The sequence below is a fragment of the Klenkia terrae genome, from assembly GCF_900491935.1.
In the GTDB taxonomy this organism is placed as follows: Bacteria; Actinomycetota; Actinomycetes; order Mycobacteriales; family Geodermatophilaceae; genus Klenkia; species Klenkia terrae.
This window is the reverse complement of sequence record NZ_UEXK01000004.1, coordinates 1481934-1504656: the sequence shown is the minus strand read 5'-3', so window position 1 is coordinate 1504656 and position 22723 is coordinate 1481934. Positions and strand designations below refer to the sequence as shown.

Here is a 22723-nt window from a genome sequence, read left to right as displayed (position 1 = left end):
GTGACCACCACCCAGGACCCGGCCGCCGGGACCGCTGCCAGCACCCGGGCGGTGATGGACCGCCGCCAGGTGCTGCAGGCCCTGTCCGGCCTGATGATGGGCGTGTTCGTGGCGATCCTCGCCGGGACCGTCGTGTCCAACGCGCTGCCCACGATCATCGCCGACCTCGGCGGCAGCCAGTCCGTCTACACCTGGGTGGTCACCGCCGAGCTGCTGGCGATGACCACGACCGTCCCGCTGTGGGGCAAGCTCGCCGACCTGTTCAGCCAGAAGCTGCTGGTGCAGTCCTCGCTGGGCCTGTTCGTCGTCGGCTCGCTGGCCTCGGGCCTCGCTCAGGACACCACCATGCTCATCGCCGCCCGGGTGGTGCAGGGCATCGGCGCCGGTGGTCTGACCGCGCTGGTGCAGATCGTGATGGCCGCGATGATCCCGCCGCGCGAGCTGGGCCGGTACGCCGGCATCTTCGGCGCCGTCTTCGCCGTCGGCACCGTCGCCGGACCGCTGATCGGCGGCGTCCTGGTGGACACCTCCTGGCTGGGCTGGCGCTGGTGCTTCTTCATCGGCGTGCCGTTCGCGCTGCTGGCGATCGTGCTGCTGCAGAAGACGCTGAAGCTCACCCAGGTCACGCGCGAGGGCGTCCGGGTCGACTGGCTCGGCGCGCTGCTGATCACCGCCGGCGTCTCGACGCTGCTGATCTGGGTGACCCTGGCGGGGAACAGCTACGACTGGGTGTCGGTGCCCAGTGCGCTGCTGGTGGCCGGCGGCCTGGTCGTGCTGGCCCTCGCCGTCTGGGTCGAGTCCCGGGTGTCGGACCCCGTCGTGCCGCTCACGATCTTCCGCAACCGCACCGTCGCCCTCACCGTCGTCGCCAGCGCCCTGGTCGGCATCGCGCTGTTCGGCGGGACGGTGTTCCTGAGCCAGTACTTCCAGATCTCGCTGGGCTACTCGCCGACCGCCGCCGGGCTGCTCTCGCTGCCGATGATCTTCGGTCTGCTGGTCTCCTCCACCGTCGCCGGCCAGCTGATCACCCGGACCGCCGTCTGGAAGCGCTACCTGGTCGTCGGCGCCGCGCTGATGACGCTGGGCTTCGGGGCGCTGGCCACCATCTCGGCGGACACCTCGATCGTGCTCATCGGGGTCTACATGCTGGTCATGGGCGCCGGGGTCGGCATGCTCATGCAGAACCTGGTGCTCGCCGCGCAGAACGACGTCCCCGCCGCGCAGCTGGGCTCGGCCACCTCGGTGCTGAGCTTCTTCCGCAGCCTGGGCGGCACCATCGGCGTCAGCGTCCTCGGCGCCGTGCTGGCCGCCCGGGTCGCCTCCGACCTGGGTGCCCTCGGTGGCGGATCGGGCTCCGGCGAGGCCGCGGTCCCGGACGTCTCCACGCTGCCGGCCGAGGTGCGCACCCTGGTGCAGGACGCCTACGGCAACGCCACCGCCGAGCTGTTCCTCATCGCGACCCCGCTGGCCGCGCTGGCCCTGATCGTCGTCCTGTTCATCAAGGAGAAGGCGCTCAAGACCACCACCGGCGCCCAGCGGCTGGAGGAGGAGCGCACCGCTCCCTGAGCGGCATGGTCTGATCACAGGGCCCCGGCAGAGCTGCCGGGGCCCTGTCCCGTGGAGGTACGAGTGCCCGAGGTCCTGCTCGAGGTCGCCGACGGCGTCGCCGTGGTCACCCTCAACGCGCCCGACCGGCGCAACGCCCTGACCCCGGCGATGGCCGCGGAGTTCATCGCGGTGCTGGACGAGGTCGACGGCCGGTCCGACGTCGGCGCGCTGGTGCTGACCGCGGTCGGCAAGAGCTTCTGCGCCGGCGGCGACGTGCAGACCCTGCTGGACGCCGGCCAGGACCCCGCCGCCGAGGCCGCCTGGGACGGCATGGGCGCGATCTACGACTCGTTCTACCGGCTGGGCCAGGTCGCCGTCCCGACCGTGGCCGCGGTCCGGGGGTCCGCCGTGGGTGCCGGGATGAACATGCTGCTGGCCGCGGACCTGCGGGTCGTGGCCACCGACGCCCGGCTGATCTGCGGGTTCCTCAAGCGCGGGCTGCACCCCGGTGGCGGTCACTTCGTGCTGCTGTCCCGGCTGGTCGGGCGCGAGGCCGCCGCCGCGATGGCGCTGTTCGGCGAGGAGGTCAGCGGTGCGCGGGCGGCCGAGCTCGGCCTGGCCTGGGCCGCGCTGCCGGCCGAGGACGTCGAGCCCCGCGCGCGGGAGCTGGCCGCCCGGGTCGCCGCCGACCCCGCACTGGCCCGGGTCGCCGTCGGCAACTTCCGCAAGGAGACCGGCCCGCCGCACGTCAGCTGGGAGATCGCCACCCAGTTCGAGCGGCCGGCGCAGATGTGGTCGATGCGCCGGTCCGCCGAACAGGGCTGACCCTCAGGTCGTCTTCTGCTCCTCGGGCTCCGCGCGGGCGTCGAGCTGGATCTCCTTGTCCGCGCGGGGCACGCCCTCGCGCAGCTCGATGGTCCGCTCGCGCTCGGCGTCGAGCTCCAGGCCGATCAGCAGGACCAGGTTGGTGATCCACAGCCAGACCAGGAAGACCACGACGCCGGCCAGCGCGCCGTAGGTCTTGTTGTAGCTGCCGAAGTTGGCCACGTAGAAGGCGAACAGCGCCGAAGCGACGATCCAGACGACCAGCGCGAACGCCGCACCCGGGGAGACCCAGCGGAAGCCGCGCAGCCGGACGTTGGGCGTCGACCAGTACAGGACGGCGATCATGATCGCGACGATGACCACCATCACCGGCCACTTGGCGATGTCCCAGACCGTGGTCGCGGTGCTGCCCAGGCCCAGGGCGTTGCCGATGGCGTCGGTGAGCGGGCCGGTCGCCACCACCGACAGCGCGATGAGCACCACGAAGAGGATGCCGATCAGGGTGATCAGCAGCTGCAGCGGCTTGAGGACGTAGAACTTCCGTCCCTCGGGCGTCTCCCAGATGACGTTGGCCGCGCGGGTGAACGCCCCGACGTAGCCCGAGGCCGACCACAGCGCCCCGGCCAGGCCGACGACCAGGCCGATGCCGGCGGTCGACGTGCTGCCGGCGACCTGCTCGATGACCCCGCTGAAGGTGTCCGCCGCGGTCCCGGGCGCCACCTGGTTCAGCACCTGGGTCAGCGCGTCGGTGACCTGCTGCGGGTCGAACACCAGCCCGACGATCGAGACCAGCGCGATCAGCGCCGGGAACATCGCCAGCACGAAGTAGTAGGTGAGCGAGGCGGCCCAGTCGGTGAGGTTGTCCTCGCTGGTCTCGCTGAGCAGCCGGCGGAAGGTGCCACCGGTGGTGGCCTTCCCCGGTGCGCCGGTCGGGGCGTGGTCGGCCCGGCCGCCGGCGGAGATCTGCTCGTCGCCGGGGGCCGGGTCGGCGGTGCGGGGTCGGCCGGTGTGTGCGCTGCTGGACATCGGTGCTCCGGGCGGTCGGTGTGGGCGGTGGTCTGCTTCCCCGTCCATGCCGCCGTGCCCCGCCCGTGCGCCCGGGAACCACGGACCGGTCCGGCGGGGGACGCAGCCCCCGCCGGGACCGGTCAGGCCGCCTGGCGGACCGAGGTCAGCCGGCGGCCGTGCTCGGCGGCCTCGACCTCGGCGGCCTCCTTGAGCTCGGCGGCCATCTCGGTGAAGTCGTCCAGCGCCGGGTTGACCCCGACCAGGGTGAACTCCCGGGTGACCACGGTGAGGTCGAGCTGCCAGACGTCGGCCAGGATGCGGCGCAGCCAGCCGGTGGCGTGGTCCCAGTCCTCGCGCGGGGTGCCGGCGCTGTAGTTGCCGCCGTGCACGGTCACCAGGACGGCGGGCTTGCCGGCCAGTGCGGGCTCGGCCCGCGGGCCCATGCGGGGGTCGGTGATGACCAGGTCGACCCAGGTCTTCACGTGCTGGGAGACGCCGAAGTTGTACAGCGGGACGGCGAGCAGCAGTGCCTCGGCGTCGACCAGCTCGTCGGTCAGCGTGGCAGCCAGGGCGAGGGCCCCGGCCTGCTCAGGGGTGCGCTGGTCGGCCGGCAGGTAGGAGCCGGCGACCGCGGCGCCCCAGGCGTCGGCCGGGAGCGGCTCGGTGCCCACGTGCCGGCGGGTGACGGGGGCGTCGGCGTTCCCGGCCTGCCACTTCGCCTCCACGATGTCGGCGATGGCGCGGCTGGCGGAGCCCTCGGTGCGGATGCTGGCGTCCAGGCGGAACAGGGACATGGCTACCTCGCTAGGTTCGTAGAGGTCGCTAGGAAAAACAGAGCGACGCCGCAGAAGCTAGCACGAGTACGCTCCACCCGTGGTCGACGACGTGCAGCACGAGCCCCGCGCCTGCGACGCGGCGCTGGCGCACGCGTTCGGCTTCCTGGGCAAGCGCTGGAACGGCATGGTGCTGGGGGTGCTCAGCGGCGGCCCCGCCACGTTCAGCGAGCTGCGCCGGGCGGTGGGCGGCATCAGCGACTCGGTGCTGTCCGACCGGCTCTCCGAGCTGGCGACGGCCGGTCTGGTGCAGCGCACGGTGGACGAGGGCCCTCCGGTCGGGGTGACCTACGCGCTCACCGCGACGGGCAGCTCGTTGACCCCGGTGCTGGACCAGCTGGCCGGGTGGGCGGCGCAGAACCTGCCCCCGCGCTGCCCGTCGGCGGGCTGACCCGCCTCAGCGGATCCCGCTGACCGGGGACCACTCCCCGGCGCACGCGGTGGCCCGCTCGACGTCCTCGAGCTCATCGGGTCGCCGTCCCCCGGCGCGCCGCTCGCCGGCCCGGCCCCACAGCGCCGCGGCTGCGGTGACCAGCGCGCTGCCGCCGCCGAGGATCGCCACCACGGTGAAGGACCCGCTGCTGGGCAACCCGGTGGCGTCGGCCGACCCGGCGACCACGGTGATGATCAGCGCGCTGGCCAGGGCGCTGCCCACCGAGCGGGTGATCGAGTTGACCCCGTTGGCCACGCCGGTCTCCGCCGGCTCCACGGCCTGCACGACCAGGGCCGGCAGCGCGGCGAAGGCCACGGTGACCGCGAGCTGGGTGAGCAGGCCGACCAGCACGACCACCCAGGGCGTGGCCCGCGCGGTGGCGAACAGGGTGAACCCGACCAGCCCGGACCCGGCGCCGATCAGCAGCGTGGTCAACCCGCCGATCCGGGCGACCACCTGCCCGGCGAACGGGGCCAGCACGATGCCCGCGACGCCGCCGGGCAGCAGGTAGACCACGGCCGCCTCGAGCGTCGACGCCCCGAACCCGTAACCCGCGGCGGCCGGCACCTGGACGAACTGGGTGACCGCGAGGAAGGAGGCGAACAGCCCGAACCCGGTCATCAGCCCGGCGATGTTGGGCACCAGCATCCGCCGGTCGGTGAGCAGCTGCGGGCGCACGAGCGGGTGGGTCCGGCGGCGCTGCAGCACGACCCAGCCGGCCAGCACGACGACCGCGCCGACCAGGCAGCCGATGGTGCCGGGGGAGCCCCAGCCCCAGGTGTGGCCCTGGGACAGCGGCAGCAGGAGCAGCACGAGCCCGGCCCCGAGGACGACGGCGCCCCACCAGTCGACGCCGCCGGTGGCGCTGGCCGGCCGGTCGGGCAGGGCCCAGGCGGCCAGCGCGAGGGCCACCAGGGCGATGCCCAGCCCCAGCCAGAACGGGCGGTGGTAGTCCCCGCCGTCGGAGGTGAGCAGGCCGGTGACCACCAGGCCGATGACGCCGCCGACGGCCAGCGTGCTCGACACGATCGACATGGCCACGGTCAGCCGGGCGGCGGGCAGCTCGCGGCGCAGGATCGAGATGGACAGCGGGAACAGCCCGTAGGAGGCCCCCTGCAGCACCCGGGCGACCAGCAGCAGCGGCAGCGAGGTGGTCAGGACGGCCAGCAGCGTGCCGACGCTGATGACGACGAGGACGCCGAGCACGACCCGGCGCTCGCCGAGCGTGTCGCCCAGCCGGCCGATCACCGGGGTGAGCACCGCCGCGGCCAGCAGGTTCGCCGTCAGCACCCACCCGGCGGCGCCGGCGCCCACCCCCAGCTGCTCGGCGATGACCGGCAGCATCGGGACGACGAGGGACTGCAGCAGGGACAGCGTGGTGACGGCGAGTGCCAGCGTGAGCACCAGCAGCCCGGCCGCGGGGGTGCGGGTGCGCACGGGTCCTCCTGGGGGTGGGTCGACGACGGAGACGGTTGCATCAGACCACGACCGCGCGGGCCGTGAGGAGCGTTACCCAACGTTCACCTGGGTTCCTGCAGGAACGGGGTTCAGATGCCGAAGATGCGGGCAGGACGGTTTCGGACGTCGCGCCGGTGACTGCTGGTGCTTGTTCGACAGGATGGGGAGACAGACCCGATGGTGTTGTGGCCGCTCGTGACCCTCGTGGGGTTCCTGCTGCTGACCGGAGTGGTGATCATGATGGGGACCCACTCGACCTCCCGCTACGAGGCCGAGAAGCGCACCGCCTCCGCCCCCCGGGCCCGGCACGCCGCCGAGCCCGCCTCGGCCCCGGTCTCGGCCTAGCTCAGAACCAGCCGGGCTGCGCCTCCAGCGTCGTCCGGTCCAGGCTGGCCAGCAGGTCCAGCTGCGGCCCCGTGCGGGGCAGCTCGTACCGCTGGAAGTACCGCGCCGCGGCGCGCTTGCCGGCGTAGAAGTCACCGGTCGCGTCACCCGCGGCCAGCACCTGCTCCAGCCAGAGCCAGGCCACGACGACGTGCCCCACGGCCTCCAGGTAGACCGTCGCGTTGGCGAGGGTGACGTCGGGGTCGCCGGCCGCCCAGAGCGCCGCCGTCACCTCGCCCACCCGGGTCACCGCGGCGTCGACCTCCGCGGCGAACCCCGCCCACTCGGTGCCGGCCGCCCGGGCCGTCGTCGCGGTGATGGTCTCGGCCAGCACCCGCAGCCCCTCGCCGCCGCCGGCCACCACCTTGCGGCCGAGCAGGTCCAGGCCCTGGATGCCGACGGTGCCCTCGTGGATGGGGTTGAGCCGGTTGTCCCGGTAGAACTGCTCGACCGGGAAGTCGCGGGTGTAGCCGTAGCCGCCGTGCACCTGGATGGCCAGGTCGTTGGCGACCAGCCCCCACTGGGACGGCCAGCTCTTGGCGATCGGGGTGAGCACCTCGAGCAGCGTGTGCGCCCGGGCCCGCGCGTCCTCGGTGTCGGCGGTCGTCTCCTCGTCCACCAGCTTGGCGCAGTAGAGGCCCAACGCCAGGCCGCCCTCGACGTAGCTCTTGGCGGCCAGCAGCATCCGGCGCACGTCGCTGTGCTCGACGATCGGCACCGGGGGAGCGGCCGGGTCCTTGCCCGCCGGCGGGCGGCCCTGCGTGCGGGTGCGGGCGTACTCCACGGCGTGCAGGTAGCCGGTGTAGCCCAGCGCCGTCGCGCCCAGGCCGACGCCGACCCGGGCCTCGTTCATCATGTGGAACATGGCCGCCAGGCCGCGGTTCTCGCTGCCGACCAGCCAGCCGACTGCACCGGGGGCGCCACCGGGGGTGTGCACGCCCTCGCCGAAGTTCAGCAGGGTGTTCGTCGTCCCGCGGTAGCCCATCTTGTGGTTCAGGCCGGCCAGCACGACGTCGTTGCGCTCGCCCAGGCCGTCCCCCTCGGGCAGGAACTTCGGGACGACGAACAGCGAGATGCCCTTCACCCCGGCCGGTCCGCCCGGGACCTTGGCCAGCACCAGGTGGACGATGTTCTCGCTGAGCTCGTGGTCCCCGCCGGAGATCCACATCTTGGTGCCGGTGAGCCGGTAGGTGCCGTCGTCCTGGGGCACGGCCTTGGTGGTGATGTCGGCCAGCGAGGAGCCCGCCTGCGGCTCGGACAGCGCCATCGTGCCGAACCAGCGGCCCTCGGCCATCGGCCGGACGTAGGTGTCGATCTGCTCCTGGCTGCCGTGGGCGAGCAGCAGGTGGGCGTTGGCCATGGTGAGGAACGGGTAGGCCGAACTGCCCACGTTGGCCGCCTGGAACCACGCGGTGGCGGCCTTGCTGACCACCTGGGGCAGCTGCATGCCGCCGAGCTCCTCGGGCAGCGTGCCCGCGGCCAGCCCGGCCTCGCCGAACACCTTGAGCGCCGCGGCCACCTCGGGGATCAACACCACCTTGCCGTCGACGACGTGCGGCTCGTTCTCGTCGGCCTTGCGGTTGTGCGGCGCGAAGTGCTCCGTGGCGATCTCGGCGGCCAGGTCCAGGACGGCGTCGAAGGTCTCCCGGTCGTGCCCGGCGAACCGCTCCCGCTCCGTCAGGGTCTCCACCTGCAGCCACTCGTGCAGCAGGAAGTCCAGGTCGCGACGGGACAGGATCAGGGAGTCGGCCACGCCCGCCACGGTAGGCCGGGCGTCAGAGGAAGGCGCGCAGGGCGGCCACGGTCTCGGCCGGGCGCTCGTCGACCAGGAAGTGCCCGGCGTCGACGGCCTGGCCGGTCACGTCGTCGGCGCGCTCCCGCCAGACCGCCAGGACGTCGTCCGGGCCGGTGCCGACGACGCCCTTCGACCCCCACAGCACCAGCAGCGGGCAGGTGACCCGGCGCCCGGCGGCGGCGTCGGCCTCGTCGTGCTCCAGGTCGACCGAGGCGCCGGCCCGGTAGTCCTCGAGCATGGCGTGCCGGGTGGCGGGGTCGGCGAAGCAGCGTTCGTACTCGGCGGGCTGGGCCGGGGAGTAGGCGTCCAGCGCCGCGCTGCCCCAGCCGCCGAGCAGGCTGTGCAGGTAGCCGACCGGGTCGCCGGCGATCAGCCGCTCGGGCACCGGCTCGGGCTGCAGGTAGAAGAACCAGTGGTAGTAGGCGGTGGCCAGCCGGCGGTCGACGTGGCCGTAGACGTGGGTGGTCGGCAGCACGTCGAGGACGGCGGCCCGCTCGACGGCACCCGCGTGGTCCAGGGCCAGCCGATGGGTGACCCGGGCGCCGCGGTCGTGGCCCACCACGGCGTAGCGCTCGTGGCCCAGCTCCCGCATCAGCGCGGCGACGTCGGCGGCCATCGCGCGGAAGGAGTGCCCGGCGTGGCCCTCGCCGTCGGCGGGCTTGCCGGAGTCGCCGTAGCCGCGCAGGTCCGGGACCACCAGGGTGTGGTCGCGGGCCAGGTCCGGGGCGACCGAGGACCACATGACGTGGGTCTGCGGGTAGCCGTGCAGCAGCAGGAGCGGCGGCCCCTCGCCCAAGGTGACCGCGTGCACCGTCGTCCCGCCGTGCTCGTGCTCCACGTCGGTGTGCACGACGGCGGAGCCGGGGAACAGCGGGTCGGTGGCCATGCGCCCACCCTGCCCCTCCGGGCCCGTGCACGCACGAGGCCCCCGGCCGCGGGGTGCGGTCGGGGGCCTCGGTGCGGTGCTGGTCGATCAGCTGTCGCGGCGGTCACCGGGCAGGTGGTCGGCCGGGATGCTGGCCAGGCCGGTCGGGGTGTCGCCGTCCCCCTCGTGCTTGCCGTGGTCGGCCGCGGCGGTGTCCTCGTGCCGGCCCAGCGGCTGGTCGGCCACCCGGGCGTGCCGACCGGTGTCGGTCAGCGTGTCCGTGTCCTGCGCGGGGTCCGCGGTCGGGGCGCCGTCCTGGGAGGGAGCGCCCGTGGCGGCGGCCGAGGTGGGTGCCGCGGCGCCGGCGGCGTTGGCCGACCGGGTGGCGGCGTCCGCGGAACCCTCGCCCTCGGCCTGGCCCTGCATGCCCGAGGTGGTGCGCAGCTCGAGCTGGGGCAGGAAGACCAGGACCAGGAAGCCCAGGGCGACGACGCCCGCGGCGATGAGGAACACCAGGTCGATGGAGCTGGAGAACCCGTCCTTGAACGGGGCCGCCAGCGTCGCGTCGATGCGCTGGAAGATCGACGTGTCGGCCAGGTCCGTGCCCGCACCCTGCAGCTGCGCCGCCTGGTCCGGGTTCGCGGCCGCCGCGGCCTGGAAGGCCTCGGTGCCCTGTGCCTGGGCGTAGGCCGCCGGCACCTTGTCGCCCAGCGCGGAGAACAGCACCGACAGGAACGCCGCGGTGCCCAGGGTCCCGCCCATCTGGCGGAAGAAGGTCACCGAGGAGGTGGCCACGCCGATCTCGCGGGGGCTGACGGCGTTCTGCACGGCCAGGATGATCGGCTGGAAGTTCCAGCCCAGGCCGACGCCCAGCAGGACCATGAACGGCACCAGCGACCACACCGAGGTGTCGGAGTCGACGATGAACGACAGGCTCACCAGCGCGATCACCATGAGCACGACGCCGACCATGGGGAACAGCCGGTACTTGCCGGTGCGGGCGATGATCTGGCCGGCCGAGATCGAGCCGAGCATGATGCCGCCGACCAGCGGGATCATCTGCAGGCCGGCCACGGTCGGGCTGGAGCCGTGCACGATCTGCAGGTACTGCGGGAGCAGCAGGATGCCGCCGAACATGCCGGCGCCCAGCACGATCGAGGACAGCGCGCTGATCGTGAAGGTGCGGTTCTTGAACATCCGGATGGGCAGCAGGGCGTCGTCGCCGTAGGAGCGCTCGGCGAGGAAGAACCAGACGAAGCCCAGGGCGCCGACGACGTAGGCGATCAGGGCCTTCGGGTCGGTCCAGCCCCAGGTGCGGCCCTGCTCGGCGACGATCAGCAGCGGGACCAGGAAGACGATCAGGCCCAGCGCACCCGGCCAGTCGATCTTGTGCCGGTTGCTGCGCACGGGCAGGTGCAGGTTCTTGAAGACGACGGCCAGCGCGATGGCGCCCAGCGGGACGTTGACCCAGAAGATCCAGCGCCAGCCGGCGAGGCCCAGGATCGAGTCCTGACCGGCGAGGAAGCCGCCGATGACCGGGCCCAGCACCGAGGAGGTGCCGAAGACGGCCATGAAGTAGCCCTGGTACTTGGCGCGCTGCCGGGGCGGCACGATGTCGGCGATGATCGTCAGCGCCAGCGACATCAGGCCACCGGCGCCGATGCCCTGCAGGGCGCGGAACGCGGCGAGCTCGTACATCGAGGTCGAGATGCCGCAGAGGAACGACCCGACGACGAAGACGCTGATCGCGAAGATGAAGAACGGCCGGCGGCCGTACATGTCGCTCAGCTTGCCGTAGAGCGGCGTGGCGATCGTCGAGGTGATGAGGAAGGCGGTCGTCGCCCAGGCCTGCAGGTCGTAGCCCTGCAGGTCGTCGGCGATGGTCCGGATGGCCGTGGAGACCACGGTCTGGTCCAGTGCGGCCAGGAACATGCCCAGCAGCAGGCCGACCAGGATGGTCATGATCTGCCGGTGGGTGAAGGCCCCGGAGGCGTCCGGTGCCGCGGCGGCCGCGCGGGCGTCGCGCTTGTCGGCTGCCGCGCCTGCGCGGTCGGTGGTCTGGGTCATCGGTCCTTCTCGGGGGTGGGGAGGGAGGGATCGGGCTGGGCGATCGTGGTCAGCTCGGGGAGGACGGCGGTGAGGTCGTCGACGAACCGGTGCAGGTGGCTGGTGAAGGTGCCCAGCTCCTCGGCGGTCCAGTCGTTGGTGACCCGGTCGAAGAGGGCTTCGCGCTCGGCGCGCATCGTGGCGGTCACGGCCTCGCCGGCGTCGGTGACGACGAGGTTGCTGGCCCGGCCGTCGGTGGCGTCGGCGACGCGCCGGACGAGGCCGCGCTCGACGAGCAGCGCGACGTGCCGGCTGACGGTGGAGGGGTCGGCGTGCACCATCTCGGCCAGCGCGCTCTGCCGCTGCGGGCCGTAGCGGACCAGCGGGAAGAGCAGCACGTGCGCGGCGCGCTCGCGGGCGGCGTCGTCCTGGCCGGCGATGGTGGTCTTCAGGGCGTGCACCACGCGCATGAGGCGGGACACCTCGTCGGACAGTGCGTGGGCACCCGCGTCGTGCACCTGGCAGGGCGCCATGGTGAGGGAGTCGGTCATGCGGTCCTCGGGGAGGGAGGTACGGCTCCGCGGTGGCGGAACGGTTGGACGATACAACTCGTTGCGCGGTACATGCAATCAGTTGCAGGGTGCATGTTGATGTGATGTGCGCAACCCGTTGCGCGGCGCAACCGGGACGACCGGGTGGCCGGCGGGTGGGACCCTGGGGGAGCGACCCCGGTACCGGCGGGTCGCGATCCCCGCACGAGAGGACGACGGCACCGCCGTGAGCACCGAGCACGACGAGCTGCGGTCCCGGCTGCCCGCGCTGACCCTCGAGGACGAGCACCGGCTGCGCCGCCGTCTGGACCAGCTCCGCGGGGTGCGCGACCCGGCGGCCCGCGCCCGCAAGCACGAGCAGATCGCCGCCGACGTCGTCCGCGCCGAGGCCCGGATCGCGGCGCGCGCGGCCGCCGTCCCGGTGGTCACCTACCCCGAGCAGCTGCCGGTCAGCCAGCGCAAGGACGACATCGCCGATGCGATCCGCGACGCCCAGGTCGTCGTGGTCGCCGGCGAGACCGGGTCGGGCAAGACCACCCAGCTGCCCAAGATCCTGCTGGAGCTCGGCCGCGGCGTGCGTGGCCGGATCGGGCACACCCAGCCGCGCCGGATCGCCGCCCGCACCGTGGCCGAGCGGATCGCCGAGGAGCTGGGTTCCTCGCTGGGCGAGGTGGTCGGCTACAAGGTGCGCTTCACCGACCAGGTGAGCGACACCAGCCTGGTCAAGCTGATGACCGACGGCGTGCTGCTGGCCGAGGTGCAGCGCGACCGGCTGCTGCGCCAGTACGACACGATCATCGTCGACGAGGCGCACGAGCGGTCGCTGAACATCGACTTCCTGCTCGGCTACCTGGCCCAGCTGCTGCCCCGCCGTCCCGACCTGAAGATCATCATCACGTCAGCGACGATCGACGTCGACCGGATCGCCAAGCACTTCGGCGACGCACCCGTCGTCGAGGTCTCGGGCCGGACCTTCCCCGTCGAGGTCCGCTACCGGCCGGTCGTGGACCCCGACGACCCCGAGGCAGACCCCGACCGGGACCAGACGACGGCGATCGTCGACGCCTGCCGCGAGCTCGTGGCCGAGGGGCCGGGCGACGTGCTGGTGTTCCTGGCCGGCGAGCGGGACATCCGGGACACCGCCGACGCCCTCGGCGAGGCGGCCCTGGGCAGCACCGAGATCCTGCCGCTCTACTCGCGGCTGTCCGCGGCCGACCAGCACAAGGTCTTCCAGGCGCACACCGGACGGCGGATCGTGCTGGCCACCAACGTGGCCGAGACGTCGCTGACCGTGCCCGGCATCCGCTACGTGGTGGACCCCGGGACGGCGCGGATCAGCCGCTACAGCCATCGCACCAAGGTGCAGCGGCTGCCGATCGAGGCGATCAGCCAGGCCTCGGCCCGGCAGCGCTCGGGCCGCTGCGGGCGCACCTCGGACGGCATCGCCATCCGGCTGTACTCGCAGGAGGACTTCGAGGGCCGCCCGGAGTTCACCGACCCGGAGATCCTGCGCACCAACCTGGCCTCGGTGCTGCTGCAGATGGCCTCGCTGGGCCTGGGCGAGGTCGAGGACTTCCCGTTCCTCGACCCGCCGGACCGCCGCTCGGTCGCCGACGGCATCGCGCTGCTGGAGGAGCTCGGCGCGCTGACGCCCGAGGGGAAGCTGACCGAGACCGGGCGGGCGCTGGCCGCGCTGCCGCTGGACCCGCGGTTGGCCCGGATGGTCGTGGAGGCCGACCGGCGCGGGGTGCTGGAGGAGGTGCTGGTCATCGCCGCCGGGCTCACCGTGCAGGACGTGCGCGAGCGGCCCGCCGACGCGCAGGCCGCCGCCGACCAGAGCCACGCCCGCTTCGCCGCCGAGGACTCCGACTTCACCTCGATCCTCAACCTGTGGCGCTACCTCGGCGAGAAGCAGGCCGAGCTGTCGGGCAACCAGTTCCGCCGGACCGTCAAGCGCGAGTACCTGCACTGGCTGCGGATCCGGGAGTGGCAGGACCTGCACGGCCAGCTGCGCGGCACCGCCCGCCGGCTGGGCATGACCACCGGCGAGCTGGCCGCCGAGCCCGACGAGCGCGGGGTGCACACCGCGCTGCTGTCCGGGCTGCTGTCCCAGGTGGGGCTGCAGCAGGACCTGGGGAAGGACGCCTCGCCCGGGGACAAGCGGCGGGGCTCCCGGGAGTACCTGGGTGCCCGCGGCGCGAGGTTCGTCATCGCGCCCGGGTCGGTGCTGACCCGCAGGCCGCCGCGGTGGGTGGTCGCCGGGGAGCTGGTCGAGACCAGCCGGCTCTTCGCCCGCCGGGTGGCCCGGGTCGACCCGGAGACCATCGAGAAGCTGGCCGACCACCTGGTCAAGCGGCAGTACAGCGAGCCGCGGTGGGACGCCAAGCGCGGTTCCGTCGTCGCCACCGAGGGGGTCACGCTCTACGGGATCCCGCTGGTGGTCGGCCGCCGGGTGCAGTACGGCTCGATCGACCCCGTCGTGAGCCGGGAGCTGTTCATCCGGCACGCGCTGGTGCAGGGGGAGTGGCAGACCAACCACCGGTTCTGGGCGCACAACCAGGCGGTGATCTCCCAGGTCACCGAGCTGGAGGAGCGGGCCCGCCGGCGCGACCTGCGGGTCGACGACGAGACGGTGTTCGAGCTGTACGACGCCCGGGTCGGCGCCGAGGTGGTCAGCGCCCGGCACTTCGACACCTGGTGGAAGCAGGCCCGCCGCCAGCACCCGCACCTGCTGGACTTCACCCCGGCGATGGTCACCGACGCCGCGGTCGCCGAGCAGGTCGCGGCCGGCGACTTCCCCGACGAGGTGCACCTGACCCAGGGCCTGGTGCTGCCGCTGAGCTACGCCTTCGACCCGGGTGCGGCCGAGGACGGCGTCACCGTCGACGTCCCGCTCGGCGTGCTGGACACCGTGGCCGAGCAGACCTCGGGCGCCTCGCTGGCCTGGACGGTGCCCGGCCAGCGCGAGGAGCTGGTGACCGCGCTGCTGCGCGGGCTGCCCAAGCAGCTGCGCCGCGGACTGGTGCCCATCCCGGACCGGGTGCGCGAGGTGCTGCCGCACGTCGAGCCCACCGAGCCGCTGCTGCCGGCGCTGGAGCGGGAGATCCGCCGCGCGGTGGCGGTGCAGGTGCCGCACGACGCGTGGGCGCCGGACAGCGTGCCCGACCACCTGCGGGCCACGTTCCGGGTGCTCGACGACCGGGACCGGCCGCTGGCCACCGGCAAGGACCTGGCGGCGCTGCGTCGCCAGGTGGCCGGGGAGTCCCGGAGGTCGCTGGCCCGGGCGTCGGCCGACGTGTCCCGCACCGGGCTGACCTCGTGGACGCTGGGCACGCTGCCCGAGACCGTGCAGGTCGACCGGCAGGGCCACCTGGTGACGGCGTACCCGGCGCTGGTCGACGAGGGCGCCACGGTCGGCGTCCGGGTGGTGCCGACCGCGGCCGAGGCCTCCCGGCTGACCTGGCTGGGCGCCCGCCGGATGCTGCTGCTGGCCGTCGGGTCGCCGGCGACCAAGGTGGTCAAGTCCCTGCAGCCGCGCACCCGGTTGGCGCTGCAGTTCAACCCCGACGGCGAGATCCCCGCGCTGGTGGCCGACTGCGTGGACGCGTCGGCCGACGAGCTGATCGCGCTGCACGGCGGTCCGCCGCGGACATCGGAGGCGTTCGCCGCGCTGGTGGAGGCCTCGCGGACCCAGCTGCACACGCTCACCGCCGAGACCGTGCGCCGGGTCGAGGCCGTGCTGACCCAGGCGCGCGAGACCGCGATCGCGATCGGTGCGGCACCGGGTCGCGGCGTGCCGGCCGCGGTGGTGGCCGACCTGCGGGCGCAGATGACCGGGCTGCTGCACCGTGGCTTCGTGGCCACCCTCGGCCACCGGCGGCTGCGCGACGCCGTCCGGTACCTGGCGGCGATGGCCGTGCGGCTGGAGAAGCTGCCGGCCAACGCCGGGCGGGACGCGGTCTGGCAGGCCCAGGTGGAGGCGGCCGCCGACGAGTACCGCCGGCTGCGCACCCGGGTGCCCTCGGTCGGCGGGCCCGACGACCCGGTCGCCCGGATCCGGTGGATGGTGGAGGAGCTGCGGGTGTCGCTGTTCGCACCGTCGGTGGGCACACCCCGCTCCATCAGCGAGCAGCGCATCCACAAGGCGATCGACGCCCTCGGCTGACCGGGACTGTTTGTGATCGCCCGACTTCGGGGACGGCACACGGGACCGTCCATCGACGAAGGGTCCAGAACACGATGAGCAAGCACAGTGCCGAGGGCCAGCTCGAGTCGCACACCGAGGCGGCCGGCGAGGGCCTCAGCGACCGCGAGATGGTCGAGACCGTCGCGGAGCAGACCGACAGTGCGTCGGAGAACGCCCAGAACGCGGGCAAGGACTGGGACGGCGACCCCTCGGACGCCCCGAAGCCGACCGAGTAGGGCTCAGGCCCGCGACGGCTCCGGCAGGACGACGTCGCGGGCCGCCCCCCACCCCGCCCACGCCATGGGCACCAGCAGCACGAGCAGCAGGCCCAGCGACCACGACCAGCCACCGGTGAGGTCGTGCAGCGCACCCAGCACGACCGGGCCGGTGGCGGCCACCAGGTAGCCCAGGCACTGCGCCACCCCGCCCAGCCGGGCCGCGGTCAGCGGCGTCGCGCTGCGCAGCACGATCAGCGTCAGGGCCAGGGCGAACCCGCCGCCCTGGGCCACCCCGAACAGCGACACCCACACCAGGGTCCCGGTCGCCGGCAGCACCAGCAGCCCGGCCAGCCCCGCGGCGTAGCAGGCCAGCAGCAGCACCACGAGCGGCCGCTGCCCCCGGGAGCCCTGCTGCAGCCGCCCGGCCAGCGTCGGCGCCAGGAACGCGCCCACGGCGCCGGTCACCGTGGCCACGGCCAGCAGCAGCCCGCCCTCCGCGGTCGGCAGGCCGGCGTCGGTCAGCAGCGTCGGCAGCCAGGCGGACAGGCCGTAGAACTGCGTGCTCTGCATGCCCAGGAACAGCGTCACCCGCCGGCCCAGGTCGTGCCGGAGCAGGCCCCACGACGCACCGGGGGCGGCCACCGCACCGCGGGCGGCCCGGCCGGTCCCGGCGACCGGCAGCCAGACCGCCAGGGCCAGGACGGCCAGCACGCCCCACATGGCCAGCGCGTCCCGCCAGTCCAGGCCCAGCGCCCGGCCCAGCGGCACGGTGAGCCCGGCGGCCAGCGCCGCGCCGATGTTCAGCGCGGCGGAGTAGACGCCCATCACCAGACCGGGCTGGGCGAACTCGCGCTTGACGTAGGCGGGCACCAGGACGTTGGCCACCGCGATCGCGCCGCCGGCGACCACGGTGCCGCCGTAGAGCGCGCCGACCGGGGTGAGCAGCCGCAGCGCCGTCCCGACGGCCAGCAGCACCAGCGAGGCGGCCACGGCGGTCTCCAGGCCGACCTTGCGGGCCAGCCGCGGCGCGACCGGGGCGAAGGCGCCGAAGCACAGCACGGGCAGGGAGGTCAGCAGCCCGCCGAGCGCGCTGGACAGGCCGGTGTCGGCCCGCAGGTCGCCGAGCAGGGGGGCCACGCCCACCACCGCCGGCCGCTGGTTCAGCGCGACGACGACCACCGCCACCACCAGCAACCAGGGTGCGACCCGGGCCGTCGTGGACGTCGCGACCGGACCCTGTGCACCCACCCGGCCAGCAGACCACGCCGCCCGGGCGGGGACGTCGACCGGGGTCGGTGGCACTCGGTGCCCACAGGGGTGGTCCCGCTCACACGCGCCGTGCGACAGTGACCGGGAGCACCCCGTCCGAGCTGTCGGTCGGGGCGCGTTCCACCCCCTCGTCCAGCAGCGGAAGCGAGCGCATGAGCATCCTCGGCACCAGGGTCGTCCGCACGGAGGACCCCCTCTTCCTCACCCGTGGGGCGGTCTACACCGACGACCTCACCGACCCCCGTCTCGCCGGCGCGGTGCACGCCACGTTCGTGCGCTCCACCGTCGCGCACGGCACCGTCACCTCCGTGGACACCTCGGCGGCCGCCGAGGCCCCCGGTGTGGTCGGCGTCTACACCGCCGCCGAGCTGGGCGACCTGCCCCCGGTGGCCCCGCCGCTGCCCTTCCTCGACGCCGGCTTCTCCCGGCCGTGGCTGGTCGGGGTCGGCGAGCGCGTGCACTTCGTCGGCGACCTGGTGGCCGTCGTCCTCACCGAGGAGCGCTACCAGGGCGAGGACGCCGCCGAGATGGTGGTCGTCGACATCGACCCGCTGCCGGCCGTCGTCGGCACCGCCGCGGCCAAGACCGACGGCACGATCCTGTTCCCCGCGGTCGGCACCAACAAGGTCGCCGCGTTCGGCGAGCCGGCGCCCGAGGACTTCTTCGCCGACTGCGAGGTCGTCGTCCGCCGCGAGATCGTCAACCAGCGGGTGGCCGCCGCGCCGCTGGAGACCCGGGCCGCCTCGGCCGCCTGGGGCGAGGACGGCCGGGTGACCATCTGGTGCACCAACCAGGGCGCCCAGCAGGCCAAGGGCCAGATCGCCGGCTGGCTGGGCCTGGACCCCGCGCTGGTGCACCTGATCACCCCCGACGTGGGTGGTGGCTTCGGCGCGAAGATCGGCGCCGACCAGGAGTACGCCTTCGTGGCCTGGCTGGCCCAGCAGTCCGGTCGGCCGGTCCGCTGGACCGAGAGCCGCTCGGAGAACATGACCGGGATGCTTCAGGGCCGCGCGCAGGACCAGGTCGTCACCATCGGCGGCAGCCGCGACGGCCGGGTGCAGGCCTACAGCCTCGAGGTGTCGCAGGACTGCGGCGCCTACCCGCGGATCGGGACCGTGCTGCCGACGCTGACCATGCTGATGGCCGCCGCGGTCTACGACATCCCCAAGGTGCACGCGCAGGCCACCTGCTACGTCACCAACGGCACCTCGATCGGGGCCTACCGCGGCGCCGGCCGGCCCGAGGCGACCGCCGCCGTCGAGCGGGCCATGGACCTGTTCGCCGCCGAGATCGGCATGGACCCCGCCGACGTCCGCCGGAAGAACTTCATCCCGACGTTCACCGAGCCCACCCAGACCTCCTCGGGCGCCACCTACGACAGCGGCGACTACGAGGCCGCCCTGGACCGGGTGCTGCAGGCGGCCGGGTACGACGAGCTGCGGGCCGAGCAGGCCCGCCGCCGCGAGCGCGGCGACACCCGCCAGCTGGGCATCGGCGTCTCGGCCTACGTCGAGATCACCGGGGCCGACTCCGGCCACGGGACGTCGGAGAACGCCGAGCTCGAGGTGCACGCCGACGGCACGGCGACCGTGCTCACCGGCACGTCGCCGCACGGCCAGGGTCACGCCACGACCTGGGCGATGCTGGCCAGCGAGCAGCTGGGCATCCCGGTGGAGAAGATCACCGTGCTGCACGGCGACACCGACCGGATCCCCGACGGCGGCGGGACCATGGGCTCCCGCTCGCTGCAGCAGGGCGGGGCCGCGGTGCACCAGGCCGCCGTCGAGCTGGTCGAGGTGGCCCGCAAGCGGGCCGCCGAGCTGCTGGAGGCCAACCCCGACGACCTCGAGGTCGACCTGGCCAACGCCGGTCTGTCGGTCAAGGGCACGCCCGGGGTCGGGGTGACCTGGGCGCAGCTGGCCGCCGACGAGCAGCTCATCGTGCAGACCACGTTCACCGCGAACGCCCCGACGTTCCCCTTCGGCGCGCACGTGGCCGTCGTGGAGACCGACGTCGAGTCCGGCAAGGCGGTCGTCACCCGGTTGGTCACCGTCGACGACGCCGGCACGATCATCAACCCGCTGCTGGCCGAGGGCCAGCGGCACGGCGGGATCGCGCAGGGCGTCGGGCAGGCGCTGCTGGAGGAGATCCTCTACGACGAGGACGGCAACCCGCAGACGTCGACCTTCGCCGACTACCCGTTCGTCTCGGCGACCGAGCTGCCGAGCTTCGAGCTGGTCGAGATGGCCACGCCCACCCCGATGAACCCGCTGGGTGCCAAGGGGATCGGCGAGGCCGGGACCATCGGGTCCACCCCGGCCGTGCAGTCCGCGGTCGTCGACTCGGTCGCCCACCTCGGCGTCCGACACGTCGACATGCCCGCCACCTCCATGCGCGTCTGGCGCGCGATCCAGGAAGCCCAGAAGGGGAGCACCAACTGATGCAGGTCTCGATGACCGTCAACGGGCAGCAGCGGACCGACGAGGTCGAGCCGCGGATGCTGCTGGCGCACCACCTGCGCGACAACCTGGGGCTGACCGCCACCAACATCGGCTGCGACTCGACGTCCTGCGGTGCGTGCACCGTGATCGTCGACGGGCTGACCGTGAAGAGCTGCACGGTGCTCGCCCTGCAGGCCGAGGGGTCGGAGGTCACCACGCTGGAGGGGCTGTCCACCGACGGCGAGATGCACCCGGTGCAGGCCGCCTTCCGCTCCGAGCACGGCCTGCAGTGCGGGTTCTGCACCTCGGGCATGGTCATGGCCTCGATCGGGGTGCTGGCCGACAACCCGAACCCGACCGACCGCGAGGTCCGCGAGGGCCTGGAGGGCAACCTCTGCCGCTGCACCGGCTACCACAACATCGTGCAGGCGGTCCTCAAGGCCGCCGAGGCCGGTCCGGCCGCGGGCCAGGTCCCCTCGTCGCAGCAGGAGGTCAGCGCGTGATCCCGTCGCAGTTCGACTACGTGCGGGTGTCCACCGTCGACGAGGCAGTAGCGGCCCTGGCCGAGCACGGCGAGGACGCGAAGATCCTGGCCGGCGGGCACTCGCTGCTGCCGATCATGAAGCTGCGGCTGGCCGTGCCGACCGTGCTGATCGACATCTCCGGGGCGCAGGAGCTGAACTACGTCCGCGTGGACGGCGACCAGGTCGCCATCGGGGCGGGCACCCGGCACCACGACCTGGAGAAGTCCGAGGTCGCGCAGGCCGAGGTCCCGCTGCTGCCGCACGTGGCCTCCCGGGTCGGCGACCCGCAGGTCCGGCACCGCGGCACCCTGGGCGGCACCGTCGCGCACTGCGACCCCGCCTCGGACCTGCCGACCGCGCTGCTCGCGCTCGGTGCCACCGTGGTGGTCGCAGGGCCGAACGGGCGCCGGGAGATCCCGATCACCGCGTTCTTCCTCGGCTTCTTCGAGACCGCGATGGAGGAGGGGGAGCTGATCGTCGAGCTGCGGGTGCCGCGCACCGGCAGCGCCGGCTGGGGCTACGAGAAGTTCACCCGCCGGGAGAACGACTGGCCGATCGTGGCCGCCGCGGCGGTGCACCTGCCCGACGGCTCCGTGGGCGTGGCGCTGGCCAACATGGGCGGCGTCGTCCTGCGGGCCGAGGCCGTCGAGGCCGCGCTGGCCGAGGGGAAGAGCATCGAGGAGGCCGCCGCGCTGGCCGCCGAGGGCACCTCGCCCTCGTCGGACATGCACGCCGACGTCGAGTACCGCTCCCACCTGGCCCGCCTGCTCACCCAGCGGGCGCTGAAGGTGGCCGCCGGCGAGACCGAGGCGAGCACCGCGGAGTCCACCGCCGCGTAGCACTGCGGACCACGCTCCTGGCCTCGTCGCGAGGCCGGGAGCGTGACCACGGTGACCGCGAGGAGGGGGCCCGGAGGCAGAAGGACCCGACTGCCTCCCGCGACGTGCTCCGCACGCCGCGGGTCCCTGCAGCCGGGCCGGACGAGCCGGTGCTACAGCATGCCGGCGCCGACCGTGGCGTTGGTGGCCTCGTCGACCAGGATGAAGCGGCCGGTGGCGCGGTTGCGGGCGTAGTCGTCGACGAACAGCGGCTGTGTGGTGCGCAGGGTGACCCGGCCGATGTCGTTGAGCCCGAGCTGGTCGGCCTCGACGTCGTGGTCCAGGGTGTTCACGTCCAGCCAGTGGTGCACCGACTTCACGACCGCCCGCACGGAGCGGGTGGTGTGCTTGAGCACCAGCTTCTGCCGGACCCGCAGCGGCTCGTCGGTCATCCAGGCCACCACCGCCTCGACGTCCTGGGTGACCGTGGGCGCGCCATCCGGGCGGCAGAGCAGGTCGCCGCGGGAGACGTCGACGTCGTCGGCCAGCCGGATCGTCACCGCCATGGGCGGGAACGCGGCTTCGACGGGGCCGGACGGTCCGTCGATCGCGGACACGGTCGTGGTGAGACCGCTGGGCAGCACCTGCACCTCGTCGCCGACCCGGAACACCCCGCCGGCGACGGTGCCGGCGTAGCCGCGGTAGTCGCGGTGCGCGTCGGACTGCGGCCGGATGACGTACTGCACCGGGAACCGGGCGTCGTCGAGGTTCACGTCGCTGGCCACCTCGACGTGCTCGAGGTGGTGCAGCAGGCAGGGCCCGTCGTACCAGGGCATCCGCCCCGACGGCGTGACCACGTTGTCCCCGGCCAGCGCGGAGATCGGGACGACGGTCAGGTCGGGGACGTCGAGCTTGGAGGCGAACGCGGTGAACTCGTCGCGGATCGCGGTGAACACGTCCTCCGACCAGTCGACCAGGTCCATCTTGTTCACCGCGACCACCAGGTGCGGCACCCGCAGCAGCGAGGCCAGGAACGCGTGCCGGCGGGACTGCTCGAGCATCCCCTTGCGGGCGTCGACCAGCACGATCGCCAGGTCGGCGGTGGAGGCGCCGGTGACCATGTTCCGGGTGTACTGCACGTGCCCGGGGGTGTCGGCCAGGATGAAGGTGCGCCGCGGGGTGGTGAAGTACCGGTAGGCGACGTCGATGGTGATGCCCTGCTCCCGCTCGGCGCGCAGGCCGTCGGTGAGCAGCGACAGGTCGACGTGGTCGCCCCGGCTGGCCCGGGAGATCGCCTCGTACTGGTCCTCGAAGACCGCCTTGGAGTCGTAGAGCAGCCGGCCGATCAGCGTGGACTTGCCGTCGTCCACGGAGCCGGCGGTGGCGATCCGCAGCATGTCCTTGCGGGCGGTGGCGATCTCGGCGGCCGCGGCGGCCAGCTCGTCGTGGATCTCGGGGGCGCTCACGCGGCCACCTCCTGGGAGTCGGGTTGGCGGGCGAGGTGCAACGGGCGGACGCTCA

General features: G+C 73.5%; 18 protein-coding genes. 9 read left to right on the top strand and 9 right to left on the bottom strand.

The window, feature by feature from the left end:
- Both LFA75_RS07810 and LFA75_RS07805 read left to right on the top strand, forming a co-directional pair.
- On the top strand, window positions 1-1566 hold the full coding sequence (locus LFA75_RS07810) for an MFS transporter (protein WP_225233083.1): 1566 nt from the start codon (window positions 1-3) through the stop codon (window positions 1564-1566).
- A gap of 63 nt (window positions 1567-1629) precedes the next feature.
- A complete protein-coding gene (locus tag LFA75_RS07805; protein WP_225233082.1) occupies window positions 1630-2373 on the top strand; it encodes an enoyl-CoA hydratase/isomerase family protein in 744 nt (247 codons plus the stop codon).
- Between the two features lie 3 nt (window positions 2374-2376).
- Here the strand turns inward: LFA75_RS07805 and LFA75_RS07800 are convergent, their stop codons facing one another.
- Together LFA75_RS07800 and LFA75_RS07795 are read right to left on the bottom strand one after the other, a co-directional pair.
- The gene (locus LFA75_RS07800; RefSeq protein ID WP_225233081.1) at window positions 2377-3399 is read right to left on the bottom strand and encodes a YihY/virulence factor BrkB family protein; all 1023 of its coding nucleotides are present in this window, start codon (window positions 3397-3399) and stop codon (window positions 2377-2379) included.
- Window positions 3400-3521: 122 nt separating this feature from the next.
- Window positions 3522-4175: an FMN-dependent NADH-azoreductase gene (locus LFA75_RS07795; protein ID WP_225233080.1), complete on the bottom strand. Its 654-nt coding sequence runs from the start codon at window positions 4173-4175 to the stop codon at window positions 3522-3524.
- Between the two features lie 79 nt (window positions 4176-4254).
- Here LFA75_RS07795 and LFA75_RS07790 point away from each other — a divergent pair, with 79 nt between their 5' ends.
- A complete protein-coding gene (locus LFA75_RS07790) occupies window positions 4255-4605 on the top strand; it encodes a winged helix-turn-helix transcriptional regulator (RefSeq protein ID WP_225233079.1) in 351 nt (116 codons plus the stop codon).
- 6 nt (window positions 4606-4611) lie between these two features.
- Here LFA75_RS07790 and LFA75_RS07785 read toward each other — a convergent pair whose 3' ends face one another.
- On the bottom strand, window positions 4612-6084 hold the full coding sequence (locus tag LFA75_RS07785; protein WP_225233078.1) for an MFS transporter: 1473 nt from the start codon (window positions 6082-6084) through the stop codon (window positions 4612-4614).
- 216 nt (window positions 6085-6300) lie between these two features.
- On the opposite strand from LFA75_RS07785, the gene LFA75_RS07780 reads away from it, so the two are divergent.
- Window positions 6301-6450, top strand: coding sequence for a hypothetical protein (locus LFA75_RS07780; RefSeq protein WP_225233077.1), 150 nt, complete (start codon window positions 6301-6303; stop codon window positions 6448-6450).
- A gap of 1 nt (window position 6451) precedes the next feature.
- Here the strand turns inward: LFA75_RS07780 and LFA75_RS07775 are convergent, their stop codons facing one another.
- From LFA75_RS07775 to LFA75_RS07760, 4 genes are all read right to left on the bottom strand, one after another.
- Complete coding sequence (locus LFA75_RS07775; protein WP_225233076.1) at window positions 6452-8242, bottom strand: acyl-CoA dehydrogenase; 1791 nt, start codon at window positions 8240-8242, stop codon at window positions 6452-6454.
- A 22-nt stretch (window positions 8243-8264) separates the two neighbouring features.
- Window positions 8265-9170, bottom strand: a complete 906-nt coding sequence (locus LFA75_RS07770; RefSeq protein ID WP_225233075.1) for an alpha/beta fold hydrolase — start codon at window positions 9168-9170, stop codon at window positions 8265-8267.
- Window positions 9171-9257: 87 nt separating this feature from the next.
- Window positions 9258-11216, bottom strand: a complete 1959-nt coding sequence (locus tag LFA75_RS07765; protein WP_225233074.1) for an MDR family MFS transporter — start codon at window positions 11214-11216, stop codon at window positions 9258-9260.
- On the bottom strand, window positions 11213-11746 hold the full coding sequence (locus tag LFA75_RS07760; protein WP_225233073.1) for a MarR family winged helix-turn-helix transcriptional regulator: 534 nt from the start codon (window positions 11744-11746) through the stop codon (window positions 11213-11215). Before LFA75_RS07760 ends, LFA75_RS07765 begins: the two co-directional genes overlap by 4 nt.
- A gap of 226 nt (window positions 11747-11972) precedes the next feature.
- Between LFA75_RS07760 and hrpA the strand changes: the two genes are divergently transcribed.
- Together hrpA and LFA75_RS07750 are read left to right on the top strand one after the other, a co-directional pair.
- Window positions 11973-15911 carry an ATP-dependent RNA helicase HrpA gene (gene hrpA / locus LFA75_RS07755; protein ID WP_225233072.1) on the top strand — a complete coding sequence of 1313 codons (3939 nt, stop codon included), beginning with the start codon at window positions 11973-11975 and terminating at the stop codon, window positions 15909-15911.
- A gap of 74 nt (window positions 15912-15985) precedes the next feature.
- Window positions 15986-16168: a hypothetical protein gene (locus LFA75_RS07750; protein ID WP_225233071.1), complete on the top strand. Its 183-nt coding sequence runs from the start codon at window positions 15986-15988 to the stop codon at window positions 16166-16168.
- Between the two features lie 3 nt (window positions 16169-16171).
- Here the strand turns inward: LFA75_RS07750 and LFA75_RS07745 are convergent, their stop codons facing one another.
- On the bottom strand, window positions 16172-17398 hold the full coding sequence (locus LFA75_RS07745) for a CynX/NimT family MFS transporter (protein WP_225233070.1): 1227 nt from the start codon (window positions 17396-17398) through the stop codon (window positions 16172-16174).
- Window positions 17399-17571: 173 nt separating this feature from the next.
- Here LFA75_RS07745 and LFA75_RS07740 point away from each other — a divergent pair, with 173 nt between their 5' ends.
- From LFA75_RS07740 to LFA75_RS07730, 3 genes are read left to right on the top strand one after another with little or no spacing between them, the layout of a single operon-like run.
- Window positions 17572-19860 carry a xanthine dehydrogenase family protein molybdopterin-binding subunit gene (locus tag LFA75_RS07740; RefSeq protein ID WP_225233069.1) on the top strand — a complete coding sequence of 763 codons (2289 nt, stop codon included), beginning with the start codon at window positions 17572-17574 and terminating at the stop codon, window positions 19858-19860.
- Window positions 19860-20363, top strand: coding sequence for a (2Fe-2S)-binding protein (locus tag LFA75_RS07735; RefSeq protein WP_225233068.1), 504 nt, complete (start codon window positions 19860-19862; stop codon window positions 20361-20363). Before LFA75_RS07740 ends, LFA75_RS07735 begins: the two co-directional genes overlap by 1 nt.
- A complete protein-coding gene (locus tag LFA75_RS07730) occupies window positions 20360-21223 on the top strand; it encodes an FAD binding domain-containing protein (RefSeq protein WP_225233067.1) in 864 nt (287 codons plus the stop codon). The genes LFA75_RS07735 and LFA75_RS07730 overlap by 4 nt, the downstream gene beginning before the upstream one ends.
- A gap of 152 nt (window positions 21224-21375) precedes the next feature.
- Here the strand turns inward: LFA75_RS07730 and LFA75_RS07725 are convergent, their stop codons facing one another.
- Window positions 21376-22668, bottom strand: a complete 1293-nt coding sequence (locus tag LFA75_RS07725) for a sulfate adenylyltransferase subunit 1 (RefSeq protein ID WP_225233066.1) — start codon at window positions 22666-22668, stop codon at window positions 21376-21378.
- Window positions 22669-22723 lie beyond the last annotated feature (55 nt).